Origin of the sequence: Bifidobacterium avesanii (assembly GCF_009299475.1) — a bacterium.
Classification (GTDB): Bacteria; Actinomycetota; Actinomycetes; order Actinomycetales; family Bifidobacteriaceae; genus Bifidobacterium; species Bifidobacterium avesanii.
Genome location: NZ_WBSN01000006.1, coordinates 72,310 through 95,141, shown reverse-complemented (window position 1 = coordinate 95,141; position 22,832 = coordinate 72,310). Strand labels below are relative to the sequence as shown.

The following is a 22,832-nucleotide window of genomic DNA, read 5'->3' as shown; positions in this document are numbered from 1 at the left end:
CGATTGCGCGGGTGCGGCCGGCATGCTTGAGTTGGATCATGACCTCAGATCTCGTGCACTCCGGACAATCATTCGACGACAAGCCCCTGGGCTTCGGCACCAAGGCGATCCACCTCGGCAACGGCGTGGACGCGGAGACCGGCGCGATCCGCCGCCCGATCACCCTCGCCAACGCCTACGCCCTGCCCTACGACCCGAGCGACATCAACTGGTCGAGCTCGGACGTGAACCTGTACACGCGCAACGGGCATCCCAACCAGCGCTACCTCGAGGCGAAGCTCGCCAACCTCGAGGGCGCCGAGGACGCGGTGGTGCTCGCCTCGGGCGTGGCGGCGCTCTCCGCCGTGTTCACCACGTTTCTCAACCGCGGCGACCACGCGATCTTCTCCGACACCACGTACATCGCCGCCTACCGGCTGCTCCACCAGATCCTGCCGGAGAAGTACGGCATCGAGACCAGCCTCGTGGACACGTCGGACCCGGCCAACGTGGAGGCGGCGCTGAGGCCCAACACCAAGCTGGTGCACATCGAGACGCCGGCGAACCCGACGCTCAAGGTCTCGGACATCGCGGCCATCGCCCGGCTGGCGCACGACCACGGGCGACGGACCGGGCGGGAGACGCTCGTCTCCGTGGACAACACGTTCAACTCGCCGTTCAACGTGCGCCCGCTGGACTTGGGCGCGGACATCGTGGTCGAGTCGCTCACCAAGTACATCAACGGCCACGGCGACGCGCTGGGCGGCGCGATCGCCACCACCAAGGCGCGCACGGACGAGATCCGCTTCACCGCGCAGGTGAACTACGGCGGCATCATCTCGCCGTTCAACGCGTGGCTCATCAACCGCGGCTCGGTGACGCTGCCGCTGCGCATGCGTCAGCACAACGCGTCCGCGCTGGCGATCGCCAAGCATCTGGAGACCCTGCCGTCCGTGCGGTTCGTGAGCTATCCGGGGCTGGAGTCCCACCCGGGCCACAAGGTGGCCGCCTCGCAGCTGGCCCGACCGGACGCCGGGTTCGGCGGGGTGCTCGCGTTCGGGCTGGACGCCGACCACGACAGGCACAACCGGTTCGTCTCCAAGCTCAACGTGATCACCTCGGCCGTGTCGCTGGGGCACGACGAAAGCCTGATCGTGTTCCTCGGCGAGGACGACGAGCGCCAGTACCTGTACCCGCCGGAGTTCCACCGCGGATTCTTCCGCCTCGCCGTGGGGCTCGAGGACACGGACGACCTGATCCGCGACATCGACCATGCGCTCGCCGAGGCGGGATTCTAGCGGGCTTCTAACGGGATTCTAGCGCCGAGCGAACAGCGAGCGCGGCAGCAGCCGCTGCACCGTGGAGGCGCGGGCGCGCAGCGCGGCGAGCAGGCGGGGCACCGTGGCGTCCGGGGGCGCGACCGGTGTGCGGGGGCTTCCGTACGCGGCGGTGATCGCCCGGTCCGCGAGCGTCCGGATGGCCTCCACGCCGTCCCCCGCAAGACCCATCGCGCCGAACCGTTCGCACAGTTCGGAAGCCACTTCGCCGTCCGTGGCGGTCGCGGGCCAGCCTGCGCCCACGTCCCGCGCGCAGTCGAGCGCCTCGGCCCATGCGGCCTTCCATGCGCGGCGGTTCAGCGCGTCGTCGTCGCCCACCGCGGCGGCCTGATCGATCACATGCAATCGCGACCGTCGCCGCCGTTCCCTGAGCCCGGCCGGCGCCAACGCCAGCCCAACCGCCAACGCCAGTCCGAGCACGGTCCACAGCGCCGTCGCCGCCCATCCGGGCAGGCGCGCGGGCTTCACGGCGTCCGTCCGGTCGCCGGCGGCTTCGCCGGAAGAGGCGGAATCGCTCGCGGAGGGGTCGTCCGAAGCGGACGAGGTCGATTCGGACGCCGATGCGGAGGCGGACGCGCTGGAGCTGGAGGAGGACGCGGACGCGCTGGGCGCGGTCTGGGCCGGCTCCTCCTCGCCGCCGGAGGTCACGCCGTTGCCGCCGCCGCTGGCCGGGGTCACGTCGAACGGCGTCCAACCGATGTTGTCGATGTACACCTCGGTCCACGAATGCAGTTGCTTGGCCTGCACCTCGTAATGGGTCGAGAACCGGCTCGTCCGCCCCGAGCTTCCGTCGGACGGATCCACGACCGTGGCGTTGGCGTTGTATCCGAGCACGATCCTCGTGGACAGTCCCATCGCCCGGCCGAGCACGGCGAGCGCGGAGGCGTAGTGCGTGCAGTATCCGCTGCGCGAGACGAGGAAGTCGTCCACCACGTCGAGGTTGCCGCGCCCGTTGCCGTCGGGCTGGTTGAGCGAGTATACGAAGTCCGGCTGCGTGAGGTAGTTCACGAGCCAGCGCATGGTCGCGACCTGGTTGGCTTCGTTGGCGCCGTCGGTCGGCACGCCGTCCGCCTTGGCCTCGTCCACCACGGCCTGCACGTGTTCGGGCAGCTCGGCGGGCAGCGTGCCGTAGCGCGGCCGCAGTCGCAGACCGGTGCCGTCGTCGTTGAGCTGTTCGGCGGTGATGCCGATCGTGCGCCGCTGCGTCTGCCGCGCCGTGACCGTCGCCAGCGTGTAGCTCGCCGAGTTGCGCTCCCCGGCGAGCCGGGACATGGCCAAGCGGAAACCCTCGTTGGATTGGCCCATGGTACGCCCGTCGAGCCGCAGCACCAGCGCCATCGTGCCGCTCGAGTCCATGGCGAGCACGCCGAATCCCTCACCGACCTGAATCCCCAGCTTGTCGCGGAACCGCCTGGCGAATTCCAGACTCACGCCGCCGTTGCGCAATGCGGGCAGGGAGTGGGCGTCGTCGTCCACCTGCATGCCGTCCGCGTCGGTGATCGTGCCCGCCACGGCGTCGTCCGACATGTTGACGCGCAGGTTGACGACGAGGTAGTCCCCGCTCACGGTGGCGTAGCCGTTGCGCGCGAGGGACCGCCGCAGCGACTCGCGTTCCGACGTGGACATGCCGGACGCGGAGGAGGCCGACGAGCCGCCGCCGACGTAGTCGAGGTAGCTTGCGCGCAGCCGGTCCAGCGTTTCGATCTGCCGGAACTGCGCGGCCGAGCCGATGGGCGTGAGCGACGCGCCGCTGACCGCGTAGCTGAGTCCCTCGCCCGTGAGGGCGCTCGGGCTGAACACCGTGCCGTCGTCCGCCTGATACCATTCGCGCTGCTCGTCGGCGGACAGCCCGGAGATGACCTGCGCGTCGCCGAGCACCGGCAGGAACCGGGACGCGAGCGTCGTGATGTCCACCTGCGCCTGGCCGACCATGCTTTCCGCGATCGCCCCGTCCGCGGCGGACAGCCCGCCGGAGTACCGCCCGCCGGAGTCGTTGACGGCCACGATGGTGCGCCTGAGCGGCGTGAGGCTTTCGACGTACTGCTCCTGGCTCTGCCCGCCCGTGCGGCGGCTGAGCTGGTCGGACTGCGGCGACGCCCCGAAGTTGGGGCGGCCGCCGTACAGTCCGCCGTCGGAGGCGAGCTGGGGGTCGTAGCGCCAGGTGTCGCCGTTGAAGTCGTCGAGAGTGGCCAGGCGGAAATAGTACGGGTTGCCGTCGTAGGTGCGGTATTCGAACACCACGTTGTTGGATCCCTGTGCGAGGCCGCGCTTCAGGTCCACGAGCGGGTTGACGGTGCTGGTGGAGAACAGGCCGCCGGGCGTGCCCACGGCGAGCGGCACTCCGACGGCGAAGCTGGTGGCGGACGGGGTGAGCGACAGCGTCAGCGCGGTGACGAGCGCCGAGGCGACGACCGGCATGGGCGCCAGCGCGCGCACGGGCTTCACGGCCCACAGGAGAACGAGCGAGGCGAACACGGTCGCGCCGATCATGGCGTACGACGGCGTCTGCCCCACGAACGCGAAGCCCACGGCCATCACGGAGGCGGGGACGACGGGGACCGCGACCGCCGCCGTAGGCTGCGACAGCAGGCAGCGCAGCAGGACCACCGCCACCGCCGCCATGGCGATGAGGAACACGTCCGAATGCGGCGAGACCGTCAGCGGCGGCAATTGCACGTACATGTCCCACGCGCCGTCTGACAGCGTCTCCGGCAGCAGGCCGAAGTTCCAGTGGAAGATCCGATCCGTTCCGCCGCCGACCGGTTCCGACGAGCGGGCGAACACCCATTCGCCGGTGATGCCGTGGATGCGCACGGCCATGGCCAGCAGCGCGGCGAGGGCAACGAGCAGCGCGGCCACCACCACGCGCCGGGCCGAACGCCACGCGGTGCGGGGAGGGAACAGCATGGCCTCGCAGGTGACGGCGATCAGGCCGAACACGGCGAAGGGCGCCCACATGCCCTTGAGCTCGACCAGCCCGTTCAGGGCGACGAGCGCGACGACGTGCAGCGCGACGAGCGCCGCGGTGGCCGCCACACGTCCCGTCACGGACAGCCTGCCCCACGACCGGGCATCCTCCGGGCTTCCCGGACCTCCCGTCCCCGCAGCCGCGCCTCCCCCGATGGCGACGCACGGCCGTTTCGCCGCCGGCTCCCCCTCCGTCACGGCGACCGAGCCGACCGGATGGACGCCCACCCTGTCGCCGATCGCGGACGCGGCGAATGCGGCGGCCAGCGGCGTGCGCTTGCCGGCCGTGACGAGCACGATGCGCAGCGGCCGGCGTTGGGCCGCCACGAACGCCGCCACGATGGCGACGCGTTGCTCCGGAGTGACGGCCTGCTTCGGCTCCTTCGATTCCTTCGCCGCCGATCCGCCTCCGGGACCGTCCCCGGGCCCGGCCTTGACGACCGGCCGCATGGCGGCGAGGAACCGCGTGGCGCCGCCCCGGCCCGTGAGCACGGTTTCGCCGTCGGACACCGCGACGCTTTCGGCGTCGGCGCGCATGGTCACGAGCCTGCCCAGCGCGTAGGCGGCCGCGGCGTCCAGATCGGCGGCGAGCCCCTCCTCGACCGTGGTGTCCACGACGATGAGGGTCATGACCCGCACGTCCCGGTCGGATTCGCGGGTCATGAGCTCGCCGCGGTGCGCGGTGTGACGCCACGAGATGAGTCTGGGCGAGTCGCCGGGCGCGTATTGGCGCACGCTGCTGGCCGTCTCGCCGGAGGACTGGTCCTGCATGCGGGCGTCGGCGGCGAGCGAGGCGTCCGCGGACGGGTCGGATTCGGCGGGCAGCATGAGCGTTTCGCCGCCGTCGTGCAGCATGAGGCGCTGGCGGATCAGGCCGAACGGATCGGACCAGGTGACGGCGAGCGCAAGGCGGCGGTACAGGCCGCGTTCGGGGGGAATCGCCCCGGCTCCCCGGCGGACCACCGCACCGTACTGGTCGAGCCGCTCCCATTGCGGGGCCACGGACCAGACGCGCGGCAGCACGAAGCGTCGCCAGCCCCGAGCCGGCACGGCGACGCGAATGCCGTCGCGGTCCGCCGCCTCGCCGGCCCCCACCACGCCGGGCTCCGCCGTCCCCGCAACGCCCGTCACGGGCATATTCGCCGCCGCCGGTCCGACGACGCCCGGCGCCAGCCGCCGTTGGATCAGCGCAATGGTCAACGAGGTCAGCGGCGCGATCCACAGCGCGAGCGTGGCGGCGGCGATCGCGCGGTCGTCGAGCAGCAGGGCGAGGAAGCAGCACAGCCCGCCGAGCAGCAGCGCGACGACGCCGGCCGCCGTGGGCCTCACGACGCCATGGGCGTGCGGTCGCGGGACGCGGCGGTCGCGGGCTCGAACTCGGCTTCGGGCGCGGGCGGCCATGGTCAGCGCCGATCCACGATGTGCGGCACCGGCGTGTGGGCCACGATGTCCTCGACGATCGACCTCCCCGTGGTGCCGCCGGTGCCGAACGCCGCGTCGGGCAGGACCAGACGGTGGGCGAGCACGGGCACCGCGAGAGAGCGCACGTCGTCGGCGAGCACGAAGTCGCGTTTGGCGATGAGCGCATGGGCCTTGGCCATGGCGGCGAGGAACAGGCTGGCTCGCGGCGAGGCGCCGAACTTCACGTCCTCGCGCCTGCGCGTGGCGGTGGTGATGGCCACGATGTAGTTGGCGACCGAGTCGCTCAGGTGCACACGGTCCGCGGCATCCTGCACGGCGGCGACGGCGTTCACGTCGCACACGGGCTTGAGCCGGCTGAGCGGGCGCTTGGAGTACTCGCTGGTGAGCGTGGCCGCCTCCGCCACGGCGCTCGGGTATCCGAGCGAGGTGCAGGCCATGAAGCGGTCGAGCTGCGCCTCGGGCAGGGGGAACGTGCCTTCGAGCTCGATGGGGTTCTGCGTGGCGACCACGAAGTACGGGTCGGGCAGGCGGTAAGTGACGCCGTCCACGCTGATCTGCCCCTCGGCCATGGCCTCGAGCATGGCGGACTGGGTCTTCGGGTTGGCGCGGTTGATTTCGTCCGCCACGACGATGTTGGCGAACAGCGGGCCGGGATGGAAGTTGAAGCGCTGCGTGGACTGATCGTAGATGCTCACGCCGGTCAGGTCGCTCGGCAGCATGTCCGGGGTGAACTGCACGCGGCGCACGGAGCCCTGGATCACGGTGCCGAGCGCGCGGGCGAGCGTGGTCTTGCCCACGCCGGGCACGTCCTCCAGCAGCAGGTGCCCGCCCGCGGCGAGCGTGGTGACGGCCAGTTCGATCGGCGCGCGCCCGCAGGAGAGCACGCCGTCAAGCGCGTCGATGACGGCGTTGACGGTGGTCTGCGCGGTCGCGGCGTCGGCTTGGCCGGGATTGGAAAATCGGGAGTTCTGGGTTTGTTCGGGCATCGTCGTCCCCCTTGGTCTCTGATGCGCCGATTGTATCGGAGAATGCTGAAAGGCGGCTGACCGTTCCGCCGCAGGCAAAAGGCCGGCCAGCGGGCGGGCTGGTCGGCCTTCGGAAGGAAATAATCAGGAAAGAGAAGAGGAAGATGCCCGGGATGCCCGGGCGCGCCACGGTAGCAGACGCGCGCCCGGACGACCGAACGATGCCGCACCGGCCGGCAGAAGCCCGTCGGCCGCAACCGGATCAGACGAGGGACAGGACGTAGTCCTTGATCTCGCCGTCCTCGGCGTGGGCCTCGAAGAGCTCCTTGAAGTGCTCGCCGGCGAAGGCGCCCTTCACGAGCTCCGGGTCGAGGGCCTTGTAGATCTCGACGAGCGGCTTGTAGGCCGCGGCGCGCACGCCGTCGAGGATCTTCTTGTTGCGCTGCTCGGGCACGACGCGCTCCTTGGGGTAGCCGGAGCCCGGCGCCTCGAGCCACATCTGCTCGAAGATGTACTTGAGCTGCAGCTCCTGGCCCCAGCCGTTCTTCAGGGCGAACGGGATGGCCATGGCGTTGCCGTCGTTGATCTGCGCGAAGGTGTACGCGTCGAGCGGGTCCTCGACGTGGCCGCAGATGACGCCCGGGAAGGAGTTCAGGGCGAGCAGGGCGCCTTCGCCGGTGCCGCAGCCGGTGACCACGAAGTCGGCGGCCTTGGTGTTGAGCAGCGCGGCGGCGAGGATGCCGTTCTGCACGTAGGTGAGCTGGGCCTCGTCGTCGGCGGCGTACATGCCGTAGTTGTCGACCTCGAAGCCCTTCTCGTCGGCGACCTTCTTCAGGGCGCCGTAGATGAGGCCGTTCTTGGCGGCCTGGGAGTTCTCGTTGATCAGTGCGATGCGCATGGGTGTGATCGTTCCTTTCGTTGGAATCCAGTCGGCGGGGCGGGGACGAAGATCCCCTCGTCAGCCCGCCCGCACGTTGTCTCGTTCAAAAATCCGTCCAAAAACGAAATGACGCGTGCGGCTTCAAGCCGTCGAAGCCGCCGTCATTCACTTTTGCCGTTCAAATCACGCGTCAAATCGTGCGGCGGCGCGTGCGACTTCCGCCGTCGCCGGACGCAGGCGTACGAAGGTACGTCAAGTCCGCCGTAAGGCGGAAGGCGCTCCGCCGCCGCACGATTTGATCACTGGGGCTGCTTGCCGATGTAAGCCAGAATGCCGCCGTCCACGTAGAGGACGAGGCCGTTGACGAAGTCGGAGGCGTCGGAGGCGAGGAAGACGGCGGGGCCCTGAAGGTCCTCGGGGGTGCCCCAACGGGCGGCCGGGGTCTTGGCGACGATGAAGGCGTCGAAGGGGTGGCGGGAGCCGTCGGGCTGGCGCTCGCGGAGCGGGGCGGTCTGCGGGGTGGCGATGTAGCCGGGGCCGATGGCGTTGCACTGGATGTTGGCTTCGCCGTACTCGGAGCAGATGTTGCGGGTGAGCATCTTGAGGCCACCCTTGGCGGCGGCGTAGGCGGAGACGGTTTCGCGGCCGAGTTCGGACATCATGGAGCAGATGTTGATGATCTTGCCGTGGCCCTTCTTGATCATACCGGGCAGGACGGCCTTGGAGACAATGAACGGGCCGTTGAGGTCCACGTCGATGACCTGGCGGAAGTCCTTGGCGGACATCTCGAGCATGGGGATGCGCTTGATGATGCCGGCGTTGTTGACGAGGATGTCGATGGTGCCGAGGTCACGGTTGATGTCCTTGACGAGCTGGTCGACGGCCTCTTCGTCGGTGACGTCGGCGACGTAGCCGTGGGCCTCGATGCCAGCCTCCTTGTAGGAGGCGAGGCCGCGGTCGACGGCCTCCTGGGTGCGGTCGTTGAAGGCGATCTTGGCGCCCGCGGCCGCGAAGGCGGAGGCGATGGCGAAACCGATGCCGTAGGAGGCGCCGGTCACCAGCGCAACCTTGCCCTCAAGGGAGAACTTGTTCATATCGAAGGCCATGATGGACTTCCTTTCTGTGTCGTCGGTGACGATTCCATTCAATCTTCAATTATCCGCTTAGTCAATCCTGTTGCACGTCGTTGTCCACAGCGTGAAACCGGTTTCACAAGCTCTTAGCAATACGATACCAGCATTTCGGTAAAAGCGAGAACCGTCAGCGATTGTCCATACGGCATGGGGGTGATGGCGATGTTGCGGTAGTAGTCGAGATCGGCGCCGATGCCGGTGCCGATGGAGACCTGCTCGACCTCGCCGGCGTCGTTGATGCGGGCGGCGAGGCCCCTGATGGCGCGGTAGGCCACGTCGGCGTAGGAGGCGTCGATCAGGCGCTCGTGGACGGCCTTGAGGATGCCGTAGGCGAAGCCGGCGGTGGCGGAGGACTCCACGTAGGAATCCGGGTCGTCGAGCAGGGTGTGCCACATGCCGGTGACAGGGTCCTGCAGCCTGGCGAGCGCGGCGACCTGCTCGCGCAGCACCTCGGCCAGCCAGCGGCGCACGGCGTCGTGCTCGTCGAGGTCCAGCATGGCGAGCACCTCGGGGATGGCGATGGTGGCCCAGCAGTTGCCGCGGCCCCAGTGGGCGGCGGAGAAGTTGTTGCGGTCGTCGAACGTCCATCCGTGGAACCACAGGCCGGTGGCGGAATCCATGAGGAACTTCGCGTGGATGAGGAACTGGTACTTGGCCTCCTCGAGCCATTCCGGGCGGTCCAGCACCTTGCCGAGCTTGGCGAGCGCGAGGACGGTCATCACGAGCGTGTCGGCCCACAGCTGGTTGTGGTTCTCGTCGGCCAGGGTCACGTGCTGGATGCCGGCGCCCTCGGTGCGGGTCTGGTCGTTGTAGATCCACTCGCCCCACTGCTCGAGGTACGGCAGGTAGCTCGGCTCGCCGGTCCGCTCGTAGAGGAACGCGAGCGTGAGAATGGGGGCCACGGAGTTGACGTTCTTGGCCGGGGTTCCCTTGGCGAGCGCCTGGTCGAACCAGTCGGTCACGGTCTTGAGGGCCTTGGGATTGCCGGTGATCTGGTAGTTCTTGTAGATGCCGTAGAGGCCCACGCCCTGCGGCCAGTTCCACTCCTTCCAGCTCTTGTCGTCCACGACGGTGCCGTCCGGGTTGACCCAGAGGCCCTTGCCGTCGGTCACCTCGATAGTGACGAGGTTGTCGATCATGCGATCGATGAGCGTGCGGACTTCGTCTCGTCCGAGTGGCAGCGCGCTGTCGGCCATTGCCGTTCCTCCTTGTGTGCGGGAAGCTGTTCGTCGCGGCGTCATCGCCGTTCACGGGTTTCATTGTAGGGAGCGGCGGAAGCGGGCATGCGGTCTAGAATACGCAGTTTTTGCCAAGTGACTATCCATTGTTGTAATCTGGGTTCCGTCATCGCCGATGAGGAAAACGACGCAGGAGGGGACATGCCAGCAATCACGCCATCCCGGCCGGCCGTGGCCGTCAACCCCATGATCACCGACCGCTTCGAGGTCTTCCACGTCAACCAGGACGTGGCGGCGGACATGCCCCTGCACTACCACGACTTCTACGAGATCAACTGCGTACTCAAGGGCTCCGGCGTGTTCTACCTCGACGGCGACGAATACGAGACCACGCCGGGCACCGTCACGCTCGTCAACGCCAACGACCTGCACAACATCATGCGCCAGTCGTCCGACTACTACGAGCGCGCGTACGTGTACGTGACCGACAAGTACCTCAAGGACCACTCCTCCCCCGCCACCGACCTGACCGCGTGCTTCCGGCACTACGGCAAGCCCGTCAGCCGCGTGATCCGGCTCGACCCGGACGAGCTCGCGGAGCGGATCGCCCGCCTCGACGAGAACCCCGGCAGGGGCTACGGCGACGACCTCATGTACGAGCAGCGGTTCATCGAGCTCATGATCATGCTCAACAAGGCCGTGATGAGCGCGGACAACGACATCACGCCGGAAAGCTCCACCGTGCCCAAGCTCATCGGCGACGTGATGAACTACATCGGCGACCACCTGGACGAGGACCTCTCGCTCGACGCGCTGGCCGCGCGCTTCTACATCAACAAGTACTATCTGAGCCGCGAATTCAAGAAGCACATGCGCGTGAACCTGCACGAGTACACGCTCACCAAGCGGCTCATCCGCTCCAAGGACCTGCTGCGCGAGTACGGCAACGCCAAGCGCGTGTACCGCATGTGCGGGTTCAAGTCGTACACCCATTTCCTGCGCTGTTTCAAGCGGGAATTCCGCATGACGCCCAAGGACTTCCTCAAGGCCGGCGACGAGCCGGACGTGGTGCGTTTCGCCCACGCAATGTGAGGGCAACAATCGGCAGTTGCCGGCGGAAAACCGTCTTTCGCCGGCAACAACTATGCCGTGCGGGCGCGTGCGGGGCGGATACAATGCCACGCACGCATGGTATTTCCGATTTGTGTGGTGGATTTTCCGCGACCCGCCGAGTAGCCGTCGTGGAATATGGCCGCAATGGAGCCGCCGATACTCGGCGCATCACCGAAAAACCACCACACGAATCGGAAGTACGTGCCCGGGACGCACTACGTAGTCGCCGCGACCCCCGGGCACGGGCGTCGCGGCCGCTCAGCCGACGGAGACGAGGGTGTCGATGATGAGGAAATCGCGCTCCAGTGTGCCGGGATCGAAGTGGTCGAAGTGGTTGAACGGGTCCACGTCGAGCCAGCGCTGGATTTCCTTGGATTCCCTTTCCTCGCGGCGGATGTTCACCCGCTCGCGGTCGCGCGGGGTCTCGAAGTAGCTGAACGCCACGTCGTCGAGCACGGAGATGAACTGGTACCGGTCGCCCATGGCCAGTCCCTCCTGCACGATGAGCTGGTGGTGCAGCACGTAGTCGACCACGGTGTCCGGCCAGAAGTGCGCGATGCGTCCGCAGCGGGCGTCGGGTTCCTGCGCGCGGCGGAACGAGTCCACGTCCTTCGGCTCGTCGGACCAGAACGCCGGGTGCATGTACGCCCAGTCCACGTCGCCGCCGAACTGCGGGTACGGGCGGATCAGGCCGGAGAACCAGCCCTGGGCGTCGGGGAAGCCGGTGATGGCGGCCATGGCCTCGTGCGCGGGATGCTCGGGCACGATGTGCTCCACGTACAGGAACAGCTGGCGTCCGTAGCGGGTCAGGCAGACGGTGAGCACGCGGGACCCGGTCTTGAGACGTTCGGCGTCCGCGCGCAAACGGTCGGCTGCGCGGGCGACGTCCCCGTCCGCGGCATCGGGGTTGAGGAATGCGCGGTAGGAGGCGCGTTCGATGGTGGGCATGGGATGCTTGCTCCTTCGGGACGGGTCAGAAACGGTAGAACTTCCGGGCGTTGTCCACGAACAGGGCGTCCTGCTCGCCCCGGCTCAGATCCTCCACGCAGCGCACGTAGGCGTGCACCAGGTCGACGAGCGAGCAGTGCAGCTTGTCCACCGGGAAGTTGGACGCGAACATCACCTTGTCCACTCCGAACGCGTCGAGCACGGTGAACACGGCCGGTTTGATGCTTTCGATGGTCCAGTAGTGGTCCATGGACGGCAGGCCGGAGATCTTGATCGCCACGTTGTCACGCTTGCCGAGTTCGTACAGGCCGTTCTTCCACAGCCGCCAGCCGGCGAGGGTGCGGTCGGCGAGCATGCCGGCGTGGTTGATGACGAACAGCGTGTCCGGATGGGCGTCGATCACCTCGATCGCGCGGGCGAACTGCGTGGGGTACAGCTGCATGTCGAAGCTCAGGCCGTATTTGCCCAGCAGTCCGAGGCCGTGCAGCCACGCCGGGTCGTCCATGTACGACTTATCCACGTAGTGGTACAGGGGGTGTGGATGGATGTTGAGGTTCTGGCGGAACCCGCGCGTGTTGGCGTAGGACGCCTCGCGTTCGATCACGCCTTCGATGCCGGGCGCGGACAGGTCGCCGCCGGCCACGATCATGATCGGCAGGCCGCTCTCCTCGCTCATGCGCTGCTCGAACTCCACTTCGGCGACCGGGTCGTCGGCGTTGGCTTGCACGTGCACGGCGCCGACGATCGACGCGTTGGACCCCTCCAGCTCGGCTTTGAGGTCGTCGGCCAGATAGTCGCCGGCCGTGAACAGCGGATCCCACGGCCCCTCGAACGTGGCGGCCTTCGACGGGTTGAACCACGAGTACAGGCTCGTCTTCATGAGGTGGACGTGGGTGTCGATGAAGGGACGCGGCGCGGCGGCGCGCTCGTCGTCCTCCGGAATGATCGTGTACAGCCGGCCCTTGACCGGTTCCTGATAGTCCTCGCCGAGCGTCATGGCTCGTAGCTCCTTTGCTGACTGAATATACGACTATGCTCGCGGCATCACGGATTGCCGGGTTGGGGCGGCGCACGCCATGCCAGATATGATCGAGGCCGTTCGGCCAAACCTGCGGTCCAACATGGCGTATGCCGCCCCGGCCTTCATGCGATTGCGCATTGCACGGCATTCGTCGCCGCCGCGCGCGACCCATCATCGGAGCGCCTCGCCGCGCGCCGCGCCTATGCGGGCGCCGCGGATGCCCCATCGCAATGGTCACGTGAAATGAATGATGCGCGCGTCCTCAAGACGCACCGAGGGAAGGCGTACGAAGGTACGTCGACCGAGGAGCAACGCCGCGGACGCTCCATCATGAACACCACACTGTGGCCATTGCGATGCGTGCGGCCGCCAGGCACCGGAGGCGAAGGCGTACAACAGTACGTCGAGCCTCCGGTAACGCCGCGGACGCTCCATCGCAATGGTCACAGCACGGAACGCGTGTCGTTCTCGTAGTTGTTCCGTCCCTGGCCGGTGGCCGCGGTGGTGCCGCCATCCACGGGGACGACGAGGCCGGTGAGGTACTTGGCGCCGTCGGAGGCGAGGAAGAGGGCGAGGTCGGCGCAGTCCTCGGGCTTGCCGGTGCGGCCGAGGGCGACGCGCTCGATGTAGGGCTTGAGGCGCTCGGGGTCGGTCCAGACTTCCTTATTGATGTCGGTCTCGATGAAGGCCGGGGCGAAGGCGTTGATGCGGACGCCGTACTGGCCGTAGTCGAGGGCGACGCAGCGCACGAAGCCGTTCATGGCGTGCTTGGTGGAGTTGTAGGCGGTCTGGCCCCAGTCGCCGAACAGGCCGGAGACGGAGGTGTCGACGACGATGTTGCCCTTCGACTCCTTGAGGTAGGGCAGGGCCTCCTTGGTGAGGTAGAAGAGGCCGTCCACGTTGACGGAGAACAGCTTGTGCCAGACCTCATCGGAGACGTTCTCGATCTCGCCGCCCTCGAAGATGCCGGCGTTGGAGACGACGACGTCGATGTGGCCGAATTCGTCCGCCACGGACTTGACCAGCTCCGCGACCTGCTCGTGCTTGGAGACGTCGGTCTGGTGGAGGTGGCCCTTCTCGTAGCCCTTGATGGTCTCCTCGAGCGGTTCGCGGCGGATGCCGACGGCCACGACGGTGGCGCCGTTGTCGAGGAATCCGCGGGTGATGGCGCGGCCGATTCCGGTGCCGCCGCCGGTGACGATGACGACCTTGCCTTCGAAGTTGTACTTGTTCGCGGTCATATGATGATTCCTGCCTCTCGACTGCTTTGTCCGGTGGATGGCACGCCCGTCGCGCGCGAGGCGAGGCGCGTGCACTGCCTACCAGTATATGCGGATTTGAAACGGAATCCCATCATTTGGGAATTGCGGCGCAGCGATACGGCGCGGCACCGCACCCGGCCGGCGAACCAAGCGGGATATTCCCATCGGCAATGGCGGAATCGCAACGTCGCCCGGCATAATGCCGCGGTTTGCTTGCCGGGCATGAAAAGCGGACAGGCGAATTGCCCAGACAAAACAAAAGGGCCCCGAACCCATTGCGGTGGGTTCGGGGCCCTTCAGCCGAAAGGCAATCAGCCGAGGATGGCCAGAATGTCGCGGGCGGAGACGATGAGGTAGTCCTCGCCCTGGTAGTGGACCTCGGTGCCGCCGTACTTGGAGTACAGGACCTTGTCGCCGACCTTGACGTCGACCGGGATGCGCTCGCCCTTGTCGTCGCGGCGGCCGGGGCCGACGGCCAGCACTTCACCCTGCTGCGGCTTCTCCTTGGCGTTGTCCGGGATGTACAGGCCGGAAGCGGTCTGCGTCTCGGCAGCGGCCTGCTTGATGATGATCTTGTCTTCCAACGGCGTAAGTGCGATGGACACTGTGTGCCTCCTCATGCAACAGAAAACCAATAGTTCCCGCGCCAAGGCCCTAGGTAAGAGGCTGACGATCACTTGACCGGAACCCTCACGCGCTACCCCATACTGTAGCGCGAATTTAGCACTCTGCCAACTCGAGTGCTAACGCTGTGGGAGAAAAGCGGGCGAAACGGACGGGAATCGGAACCGGCCTTCAGTGGCCGCGGCGCGCGATGACCGCGTCCACGTCCACGCCCAGCGAGTCGGAGGACTCGGCCGGGGCCTCGACGTCGCGCTTCACTTCGGCGGCGTGGAAGTCGGGGTTGGTCGGCGGCACCGCCTTGGCGACCTGACGGGTGGACTTGATCTCCATGCTCTCCGGCGCCGCGGATTCGACCGGCGTGCCGGCGCGGGAGGCGCCCAGCGAGAAGGAGATGAGATCCTGCGAGGCGGCCATCTCGAAGGCGTCGAGCGCGTGGGACGGGGAGATGCGCTCCAGCTCGTTGGTGGCGTCGCTCGGCTCCTCGACGATCTCGGCCGCGGCGGCGGGTTCCCCGACGGCGGGCTCCACAACGGCGGCGGGCTCGGAGGAGGAATGGGAGGAATCGGAAGAAGGATCGACGGCCCCGGCGGGCGCCACGGCCTCGGACTGCTCAGCCGGAGTCTCAGCCGGCGCTTCGACGGCAACATCAACCGGAGCCGCGGCGGCGAGGGCTGCGGCGCGCGCGGCCTTGGCGGCCAGCTGCTCGGCGCGGCCGCGGTCCACGGCGTCGCGGATCTCGGCGGCGGTCAGCGTGTCCGTGGCCGGATCGGCGTCGTCGGAGTTCGACGGGGAAGACGAGGAAGAAGCGGACTGGGCGGTCATGGCGGGACGCGCGGCCTTCCCCACGGTCTGCGGCAGCACCTGCGCGACGCCGGCGCCCTCGCGCAGCACGGCGGCTACCTCGGCCTCCCATGCGCGCGCCTGACGGGAGGCATGCGCGCCGAGGGCCAGCACCACGGCGTCAAGGGCCAGCGGAATGAGCGCGAACAGCGGGCTGAACTTCAGCGCGATCGCCAGCACCAGCACCAGCACGGCCGCGGCGGCGAGCGCGGACACCAGCACGCGGCGGCGGCGGATGGCGGCGCGCCGCAGCAAACGCACGCGTGCGATGCGCTGCGGAGTGTACCGGGACGCCTTGCGCTGCTGTTCTGCCTGCATCGTCAAACCTTTCATGATGGGGGGTGTCGTATCGCTGAACCGGGTGGCGCTCGACGCGTCGACCAAGTGCAGCGAGGCCGAAAAGCGATCCGCACGGTGCTCGGAAGCGTCCTTCATGCCTTTACGGGCCTTGCGAGGCGCCCACACGAGCACCAGCAATACGGCTATCGCGACCAGCACCACGCTGCTCAACGACTCGTAACCCATAGGCTTAACCATAGACGGGTTTGCGGATGTTGTGGTGACGATTCCGTGAGCGTGTCGCCGGAATGGAATGATTCAGCCGCGCGACGGCCCTCAGCCGCGCAGCCGGTCGGTCACGCTGCCCGCGCAGTCGTCCGCGAGCAGGCTGTAGCTTTCGTGGTCGCGCCACCGGCCGTTGACATACATATAGGAGCGTTTGAGTCCTTCATCCACGAGTCCGAGCTTGGCGACCACGCGCTTGGAGCGGTGGTTCTCCGGCAGAATGGCGATTTCGATGCGGTGCAGCCCGGGCCCGGTCGGGTCGTGGAACGCCCAGTCGGCGAGCATGGCCACCGCGAGCGGCGCGAAGCCATGGCCGGCGTACCGCTGCGAGACCCAGTAGCCCACCATGCCCGAGCGCAGCGCCCCGTAGCTGATCGCGCCGAGCGAGACCTGGCCGACGATCTGCATCTGGTATTCGATGAGGAACACCACGCCGCAGCCCGCGGCCTCGTCCTCGCGCATGCGGCGCACCCACGCGTTGAAGGAGAGCGGTTTGCCGCCCACCGGATTGCCGGATTCCCACGGCGCCAGCCATTCGCGGTTGCCCCAGCGCACGTCGTTCCAATCCTCCTGGTCGTCCTCACGCACGGGACGCAACGTGATTTGCGCGAAGCCGGCCGGCGCCTCGATGCGCTCCGGCACGTTCAGGGCGTTGGCGCGCACGCCCTCGCGTACGGCGAACATATCTCGAATCGACTGGAATACAGACACGCCCTCATTGTGCCACGCCGTTGCCCGGCGCGCGCGTCCGATGTCAGGCGCGGACCGGACCGATGCTGCCCGCGGGCATGAAGCGGGAGTGCAGCACCTCGGGCGCGGTGCCGGCGTCGGCGATGTGCAGCACGCGGTCGAGGAGGTTGCCGGCCGCCAGCAGGCCCACCGCGTCGCGGTCCACGCCGATCGTGGCGAGCTTGGGGCTGGACATGCGCCCCTCCATCGTGTCGTCGAAGCCGATGACCGAGACGTCGCCGGGCACGTTCAGCCCGTGCCCCTCCAGCAGGCGCATGAACGAGACCGCAAGCCCGTCGTTGTACGCCACGATCGCGTCGGTGGGCCGCTGCGCGAACCGTTCGAAGGTCTCCTCGTCCACGCCGCGCTCGGTGTACGAGCATTCGACGCGCCGCAGTTTGACGCCCTCGCGCTGGCAGACGGTGAGCAGCCCCTGCCATCTCAGGCCGTTCTGCCACGAGGACGCCGGGCCGGGCGCGTAGGTGATGGATCGGTGGCCGAGCCGCTTCAGCTCCAGCACGGCCTCCTCCACGCTGGCGCGGTCGTCCACGATCACGGACTGCACGCCGCGCACGAGGCGGTTGATCACCACCACGGGCTTGGTCTGCGCCGCCTTGCGGATCACCGTGTCCGGCACGCGGGAGGCGACGAGCACGAGCCCGTCGGCGCGCTTGAGGCAGCGGGCGATGAGATCCCGCTCCGCGTCGCCGCGGTCGCCGGTGGCGTTGACCGAAACCGCGTAGCCGCGTCCGTCGCACAGCCGCTGCATGCCGTGCATATAGTCGGCGAAGATCGGATAGCTCAGGTTGGGCACCAGCACGGCGATCTCCCCCACCAGACGCCGCTCGAGCGGATCGACGGCCACGTCGCGCGAACGGTAGCCGAGTTCGTCCGCGATGCGGCGGATCCTCTCCGCGGTTTCGAGCGTCACGCGCCCCGGCTGGCTCAGGGCGCGGGACACGGTTGCCGGGGACACGCCGGCGGCGGTCGCCACGTCGCGAATCGTCACTTTCGTCATGCCCCTTACGGTAGCCGGCCAAGTGGGACATTCGGACACGCGACGGCGACGGGCCGGTGAACAACGTGGAAAACGTCTGAAACAAACACCGGCGGCGCCCTCCCGCCCGTACCTTGGAATCAAGAGGCGCGGCGACAATGCGGTTCCCGCGCTCCGGTTCGATCGCAGATTAAGGAAGGACGAATCCCATGCGCACCATCATTCCGTTGACCGACGGCTGGCTGTTCACCAAGGCCGAGCAGGACGGCGTGCCCGCCTACGCGCCCGGCGCCGACTGGACCGCCGTGACCGTGCCCCACACCTGGAACAAGTTCGACGGCCAGGACGGCGGCTCGGACTACTACCGCGGCGCATGCTGGTACGTGCGCAAGTTCGACCTCGGCGAGCAGCCGGAGGGCGCGCTCACCTACGTGCAGTTCCACGGCGCCGCCAACGTTGCCGAGGCGTACGTGAACGGCGTGAAGGTGGCCGAGCACAAGGGCGGCTTCTCCACGTTCCGCGCGGACATCACCTCCACGCTCATCCCCGGCGAGAACGTGCTCGCCGTGAAGGTGAGCAACGAGGAGCGCTCCGACGTATACCCGCAGATGGCCGACTTCACGTTCTACGGAGGCCTGTACCGCCCGGTCGAGCTCGTCACCGTGCCGGCCGCGCACTTCGACCTCGACTACTTCGCCGGCCCGGGCGTGACGGTCTCCTCCAAGCCGCACCTCGGCCCCGACAGCGACGGCCACGCCACGATCGACGCCCGCGCCTACGTGACCGGCGCCGAGGAGGGCGACTTCGTGAACTTCCAGGTGACCGACGAGATGGGCGTGGAGGTGGCCGGGGCCTCCGCCGTGGCCGGGCCGGACGTGCGCGTGGCCATCGACCTGCCGGACGCGCACCTGTGGCAGGGCGTCGAGGACCCGTACCTGTACACCGTGACCGCCACGCTCATGCGCCACAACGAGGTGCTCGACGAGGTGGAGGTGCACCACGGCGTGCGCGAGTTCCGCATGGACCCGCAGCAGGGCTTCTTCCTCAACGGCAGGCTCACCCCGCTGCGCGGCGTCTCCCGCCATCAGGACCGCCTCGGCAAGGGCAACGCGCTGAGCCTCGAGGACCACATCGAGGATGCGTACATGATCAAGGAGCTCGGCGCGAACACCGTGCGCCTGGCCCACTACCAGCAGGCGCAGGAGTTCTACGACCTGTGCGACATGCTCGGACTCGTGGTGTGGGCGGAGATCCCGTTCATCTCCCGCATGAACGAGGACCCGGCCGCGCACGAGGACTGCCGCCAGCAGATGACCGAGCTGATCGTGCAGAGCTTCAACCACCCGTCGATCGTGACGTGGGGCATTTCCAACGAGATCCTGATCGGCGGCGACAGCGAGCAGCTCGTCGCGAACCTCAAGGACCTCAACGAGCTGTGCCACAAGCTCGACCCGACCCGCGTGACCACCATGGCTCAGGTCTCCAACACCCCGAAGGACTCCGAGCACAACCAGATCACCGACATCCTGAGCTACAACCACTACTTCGGCTGGTACGGCGGCAAGCTCGAGGACAACGAGGAGTGGCTCGACGAGTTCCACGCCATGCACCCGGACCGCGCGACCGGCATCTCCGAATACGGCTGCGAGGGCATCATCAGCTACCACTCCGACAACCCGCAGTGCGGCGACTACTCCGAGGAGTACCAGGCGATCTACCACGAGCACATGGCGAGGATCATCGAGGAGCGCCCGTGGCTGTGGGCCACCCACGTGTGGAACATGTTCGACTTCGGCTGCGACTCGCGCGACGAGGGCGGCGTCAAGGGCCGCAACAACAAGGGCCTCGTCACCATCGACCGCAAGATCAAAAAGGACTCCTTCTACGTCTACCAGGCCTACTGGTCCCACGAGCCGATGATCCACATCGCCTCCAAGCGCTACGCCCTGCGCGCCGCGGACAGGATCGCCGTCAAGGTGTACTCCAACGCCGATTCGGTGGAGCTGCTCGTGGACGGCGAGCCGTTCGCCTCCCTGACCGCCCACCGCGTGTTCGAGTTCAAGGACGTGCCGCTCAAGGACGGCGCCACCGTGATCGAGGCGCACGCCACCGGCTCCGACGGCACCGCGCTTTCGGACACCGCCACCTTCACCAAGGTCGCCGAGCCCTACGCCCCGTACACGTTCGTGGATCCGGACGGCGGCGCCGGCGTGGCCAACTGGTTCGACGACGTGAATCTGGACACCGTGAAGGAGGACGCCCCGATCGATCCGTCGAAGTACTCGGTCAAGGACATTATCAACGACGTGCTGGAGAACAAGGAGGCCTCGCGCATCCTCGCGAACGTGGCGTCCGGCCTGTCCGGCATGCGCCTCAAGGCCAGCATGTTCGGCATGATGGGCACCTCCACCGTGGAGGAGCTGTTCGGCAAGATGGGCGGCATGTCCGGCAAGCCGATCGACGAGGAGGAGCTCAAGAAGAAGATGGCCTACGCCAACGCCGAGCTGCAGAAGATCGCCAAGTAACGCGTAGCCTTCCCGGCCGCTCCGACTGAAAGGGGCCGTTCGTTCCAATCCGCGCCATGCGGTTCGCGGATTGGAACGAACGGCCCCTTTTGCATGGTTCGGAGAGCTTGTCCGCCATGCGAGGGGCGCAGGTTGGAACGATCGGGACGAGACGATCGGACGACGAGGACGAGCTCGGCCGGTCGGGGCTGGAGCGCGGCCGGGCGGTCAGGGCCGGGCGGTCAGGGCCGGGCGGTCAGGACTGCAGAGATTGGCGGGCGACGCGGCGGCGGGCCATGAGCCAGCCGGCGAAGGCGAGCGGCACCGCGCAGCCGGTGAAGAGGAACGGCAGCATGAGGCCCATGGCCGGCCCGCCCGCGTCGAGCACCACGCCCGCCGCCGAGGATCCGAGCGAGGCGCCCACCGAGCCGCCCGTGGTCACCCACGCGAGCCCCTCGGTGAGCGAGCGCGCGGGCACGCTCTCCTTGACGATGAGGTTGCCGGTGGCGAACATGGGCGAGACCACCAGACCGGCGAGGATCTCCAGCACGCCCAGCAGGATCAGGTGGTTCATGGCGAGGCGGAACAGCACGAACCCGCCCGTGAGGATGGCCAGGAACAGCACCATGAGCTTCCAGTGCGAGCCGGGGAACCTCACGGAGCCGAACACGATCGCGCCCATGCAGGAGCCGACCGCGAACATGGCGAGCTGGAGGCCCACGAACTGCTCGAGGCCCATGGCCTTCATGTTGGCGGTCACGGAGACGTCGAACGCGGTGAAGCTCATGTTGAACACCACGAACACCACCACCACGATCCACACGCCGGGGTAGAGCAGTGCGCTTTTGGCGCGGGCGGGCGCGTTGATGCGCGGGCTCCTCGCACCGGATCGTCCCGCCGCCCCGGATTGCGCGGCCTCGACGGCGACGGGCGTCATGACCGGCGGCTGCGTGCCCTTGAGGGAGAAGAACACCGTGCCGCCCGTGGCCGCGGCGATCACCGGCACGAACAGCTGCGAGACCGGGTTGACGGACGTGGCGAGGAACGCGGCGAGGATGGGGCCGACGATGAACACGATCTCGTCGATCGCCGATTCGAGCGCATACGCTGTGTTGAGCAGCGAATCCTCGTCGCCGTGGCCGCGCAGCGCGTAGGCCCAGCGGGTGCGCACGAGCGCGCCGAACGAGAACTGCGACAGGCCGGCCATGACGGCGAGCGCGAACAGCGCGGGGATCGGGATGCGCAGGGCGGCGCCGGTGGCGAAGCCGAGCATGACGACCGTCTGCACGCCGAGCGCGACCACGCCCACGCGGCGCTGGCCGAACCGGTCGAACAGACGCGCGTAGAACGGGGTGACGATCGCCGCGCAGAAGATGTAGGAGGCGCTCATGGTGCCCGCGACGGTCCAGTTGTCGTACAGATGGTTGAGCGCGAGCACGATGCCGAGGCTCATCATGGAGATGGGCAGGCGCGCGACGGCCGCGGAGACGCAGAACGCCTTGGCGCCGGGCAGACGGAACAGTCGCGCGTAGGGCGAGGGGGCGGCGCTCATCGGTCGGCTCCCTGCGCGGCGGTTCGCGGCGTCGCGGTTTCCGGCGCGACGGCAGGCACGTCACCGGCGTAGATGAAGATGTCGTCCATCGGATCCTCGCCGAGGCGGTTGTCCTCGGGATGGTCCTTGGCGTAGCGCTCGGCGAGGCAGTCGAGGCCCTTGTGGCGGTAGAAGCCCACGTCGCAGCTCGAGTCGGTGTGCAGGTAGTAGCGTTCCACGCCGCAATCCGCGAAATGAGCCATGAGCCGCCGCCACAGCGTGCCGCCCACGCCGTGCCCGCGCGCGTCCTTGGAGACGAGGAACAGCTCGAGTTCGGCCTGCGTGGATTCGTTGACGCCGATCGCCGATTCCATGTCGGTTTCGATGTCGTGCCAGTGCAGCGTGTCCGCGAGCCCCCGGGAGCCGGCGTCGGTCGCGTTGAGTTCGGCGTTGACGCGCTCCAGCTCGGCCGAGGCCTGCGGGAACAGGACCGGCGCGCCGACCGTGCGGGACAGGGTGACGCCCATGAACCGGCCGTCGGCGGTTTCGGCCACGTCGCCGCAGGTGGCGGGTTCCAGATAATGCAGCACGAAATGCTTGGACAGCAGCCACGATTCGGGCTTGCCGCCGGTCACGCCCCAGCTGCCCCATGTGTCGTCGAACGCCCTGACGATCCTGTCGATATCGTTCCAGACGACGGGACGGTACCTTATCGATGAAGTGACCACCGGCGATGCGGCGACTGCGGCGCACATGATTTCGCTCCTTTGACTATCGTGCGGCCCTGTGGGAGGACCACACGATGCTAGCAGACCGGGGCGGATATGGGCGGGCGCGG

Annotated in this window: 17 protein-coding genes; 3 read left to right on the top strand and 14 right to left on the bottom strand. The window is 67.9% G+C overall.

Annotated elements, in window-relative coordinates; all coding sequences use genetic code 11:
• Nucleotides 1-38: 38 nt before the first annotated feature.
• Complete coding sequence (locus DSM100685_RS04875; protein ID WP_152350234.1) at nucleotides 39-1,277, top strand: trans-sulfuration enzyme family protein; 1,239 nt, start codon at nucleotides 39-41, stop codon at nucleotides 1,275-1,277.
• A gap of 18 nt (nucleotides 1,278-1,295) precedes the next feature.
• On the opposite strand, the gene DSM100685_RS04870 is transcribed toward DSM100685_RS04875, so the two are convergent.
• The 5 genes from DSM100685_RS04870 to bglB form a co-directional block, all read right to left on the bottom strand.
• The gene (locus tag DSM100685_RS04870) at nucleotides 1,296-5,612 is read right to left on the bottom strand and encodes a transglutaminaseTgpA domain-containing protein (RefSeq protein WP_163200943.1); all 4,317 of its coding nucleotides are present in this window, start codon (nucleotides 5,610-5,612) and stop codon (nucleotides 1,296-1,298) included.
• Between the two features lie 74 nt (nucleotides 5,613-5,686).
• Nucleotides 5,687-6,691, bottom strand: coding sequence for an AAA family ATPase (locus tag DSM100685_RS04865; RefSeq protein ID WP_152350232.1), 1,005 nt, complete (start codon nucleotides 6,689-6,691; stop codon nucleotides 5,687-5,689).
• A 241-nt stretch (nucleotides 6,692-6,932) separates the two neighbouring features.
• On the bottom strand, nucleotides 6,933-7,568 hold the full coding sequence (locus tag DSM100685_RS04860; protein WP_152350231.1) for an RpiB/LacA/LacB family sugar-phosphate isomerase: 636 nt from the start codon (nucleotides 7,566-7,568) through the stop codon (nucleotides 6,933-6,935).
• Between the two features lie 281 nt (nucleotides 7,569-7,849).
• Nucleotides 7,850-8,656, bottom strand: coding sequence for a gluconate 5-dehydrogenase (locus tag DSM100685_RS04855; protein ID WP_275576227.1), 807 nt, complete (start codon nucleotides 8,654-8,656; stop codon nucleotides 7,850-7,852).
• Nucleotides 8,657-8,769: 113 nt separating this feature from the next.
• Nucleotides 8,770-9,879: a beta-galactosidase BglB gene (bglB, locus tag DSM100685_RS04850; protein WP_152350230.1), complete on the bottom strand. Its 1,110-nt coding sequence runs from the start codon at nucleotides 9,877-9,879 to the stop codon at nucleotides 8,770-8,772.
• Between the two features lie 183 nt (nucleotides 9,880-10,062).
• Between bglB and DSM100685_RS04845 the strand changes: the two genes are divergently transcribed.
• Entirely contained in the window at nucleotides 10,063-10,953 is an 891-nt protein-coding gene (locus DSM100685_RS04845; protein WP_163200945.1) for an AraC family transcriptional regulator, read from the top strand.
• Between the two features lie 279 nt (nucleotides 10,954-11,232).
• Here DSM100685_RS04845 and DSM100685_RS04840 read toward each other — a convergent pair whose 3' ends face one another.
• The 7 genes from DSM100685_RS04840 to DSM100685_RS04810 form a co-directional block, all read right to left on the bottom strand.
• Entirely contained in the window at nucleotides 11,233-11,922 is a 690-nt protein-coding gene (locus DSM100685_RS04840; protein WP_152350228.1) for a hypothetical protein, read from the bottom strand.
• Between the two features lie 25 nt (nucleotides 11,923-11,947).
• On the bottom strand, nucleotides 11,948-12,919 hold the full coding sequence (locus tag DSM100685_RS04835; RefSeq protein ID WP_152350227.1) for an amidohydrolase family protein: 972 nt from the start codon (nucleotides 12,917-12,919) through the stop codon (nucleotides 11,948-11,950).
• A gap of 467 nt (nucleotides 12,920-13,386) precedes the next feature.
• A complete protein-coding gene (gene budC, locus DSM100685_RS04830) occupies nucleotides 13,387-14,184 on the bottom strand; it encodes a meso-2,3-butanediol dehydrogenase (protein WP_152350226.1) in 798 nt (265 codons plus the stop codon).
• 332 nt (nucleotides 14,185-14,516) lie between these two features.
• The gene (gene groES / locus DSM100685_RS04825; protein ID WP_150353445.1) at nucleotides 14,517-14,810 is read right to left on the bottom strand and encodes a co-chaperone GroES; all 294 of its coding nucleotides are present in this window, start codon (nucleotides 14,808-14,810) and stop codon (nucleotides 14,517-14,519) included.
• Nucleotides 14,811-15,000: 190 nt separating this feature from the next.
• Nucleotides 15,001-15,987, bottom strand: coding sequence for a hypothetical protein (locus DSM100685_RS04820; protein WP_239512650.1), 987 nt, complete (start codon nucleotides 15,985-15,987; stop codon nucleotides 15,001-15,003).
• 297 nt (nucleotides 15,988-16,284) lie between these two features.
• The gene (locus DSM100685_RS04815) at nucleotides 16,285-16,917 is read right to left on the bottom strand and encodes a GNAT family N-acetyltransferase (protein WP_163200947.1); all 633 of its coding nucleotides are present in this window, start codon (nucleotides 16,915-16,917) and stop codon (nucleotides 16,285-16,287) included.
• 70 nt (nucleotides 16,918-16,987) lie between these two features.
• Nucleotides 16,988-17,980, bottom strand: coding sequence for a LacI family DNA-binding transcriptional regulator (locus tag DSM100685_RS04810; protein ID WP_152350223.1), 993 nt, complete (start codon nucleotides 17,978-17,980; stop codon nucleotides 16,988-16,990).
• Between the two features lie 188 nt (nucleotides 17,981-18,168).
• Here DSM100685_RS04810 and DSM100685_RS04805 point away from each other — a divergent pair, with 188 nt between their 5' ends.
• Nucleotides 18,169-20,484: a glycoside hydrolase family 2 protein gene (locus tag DSM100685_RS04805; RefSeq protein WP_152350222.1), complete on the top strand. Its 2,316-nt coding sequence runs from the start codon at nucleotides 18,169-18,171 to the stop codon at nucleotides 20,482-20,484.
• A gap of 235 nt (nucleotides 20,485-20,719) precedes the next feature.
• On the opposite strand, the gene DSM100685_RS04800 is transcribed toward DSM100685_RS04805, so the two are convergent.
• Together DSM100685_RS04800 and DSM100685_RS04795 are read right to left on the bottom strand one after the other, a co-directional pair.
• Complete coding sequence (locus DSM100685_RS04800) at nucleotides 20,720-22,015, bottom strand: MFS transporter (RefSeq protein ID WP_152350221.1); 1,296 nt, start codon at nucleotides 22,013-22,015, stop codon at nucleotides 20,720-20,722.
• Entirely contained in the window at nucleotides 22,012-22,749 is a 738-nt protein-coding gene (locus tag DSM100685_RS04795; RefSeq protein WP_152350220.1) for a GNAT family N-acetyltransferase, read from the bottom strand. The genes DSM100685_RS04800 and DSM100685_RS04795 overlap by 4 nt, the downstream gene beginning before the upstream one ends.
• Between the last annotated feature and the right edge of the window lie 83 nt (nucleotides 22,750-22,832).

Excerpts from the sequence above, each read along its gene's own strand:
- DSM100685_RS04875 (WP_152350234.1), top strand. The coding sequence starts at position 39 with ATGACCTCAGATCTCGTGCACTCCGGACAATCATTCGACGACAAGCCC.
- DSM100685_RS04865 (WP_152350232.1), bottom strand. The coding sequence starts at position 6,691 with ATGCCCGAACAAACCCAGAACTCCCGATTTTCCAATCCCGGCCAAGCC.
- DSM100685_RS04860 (WP_152350231.1), bottom strand. The coding sequence starts at position 7,568 with ATGCGCATCGCACTGATCAACGAGAACTCCCAGGCCGCCAAGAACGGC.
- DSM100685_RS04855 (WP_275576227.1), bottom strand. The coding sequence starts at position 8,656 with ATGGCCTTCGATATGAACAAGTTCTCCCTTGAGGGCAAGGTTGCGCTG.
- bglB (WP_152350230.1), bottom strand. The coding sequence starts at position 9,879 with ATGGCCGACAGCGCGCTGCCACTCGGACGAGACGAAGTCCGCACGCTC.
- DSM100685_RS04845 (WP_163200945.1), top strand. The coding sequence starts at position 10,063 with ATGCCAGCAATCACGCCATCCCGGCCGGCCGTGGCCGTCAACCCCATG.
- DSM100685_RS04840 (WP_152350228.1), bottom strand. The coding sequence starts at position 11,922 with ATGCCCACCATCGAACGCGCCTCCTACCGCGCATTCCTCAACCCCGAT.
- DSM100685_RS04835 (WP_152350227.1), bottom strand. The coding sequence starts at position 12,919 with ATGACGCTCGGCGAGGACTATCAGGAACCGGTCAAGGGCCGGCTGTAC.
- budC (WP_152350226.1), bottom strand. The coding sequence starts at position 14,184 with ATGACCGCGAACAAGTACAACTTCGAAGGCAAGGTCGTCATCGTCACC.
- DSM100685_RS04820 (WP_239512650.1), bottom strand. The coding sequence starts at position 15,987 with ATGCAGGCAGAACAGCAGCGCAAGGCGTCCCGGTACACTCCGCAGCGC.
- DSM100685_RS04815 (WP_163200947.1), bottom strand. The coding sequence starts at position 16,917 with ATGTTCGCCGTACGCGAGGGCGTGCGCGCCAACGCCCTGAACGTGCCG.
- DSM100685_RS04810 (WP_152350223.1), bottom strand. The coding sequence starts at position 17,980 with ATGACGAAAGTGACGATTCGCGACGTGGCGACCGCCGCCGGCGTGTCC.
- DSM100685_RS04805 (WP_152350222.1), top strand. The coding sequence starts at position 18,169 with ATGCGCACCATCATTCCGTTGACCGACGGCTGGCTGTTCACCAAGGCC.
- DSM100685_RS04800 (WP_152350221.1), bottom strand. The coding sequence starts at position 22,015 with ATGAGCGCCGCCCCCTCGCCCTACGCGCGACTGTTCCGTCTGCCCGGC.
- DSM100685_RS04795 (WP_152350220.1), bottom strand. The coding sequence starts at position 22,749 with ATGTGCGCCGCAGTCGCCGCATCGCCGGTGGTCACTTCATCGATAAGG.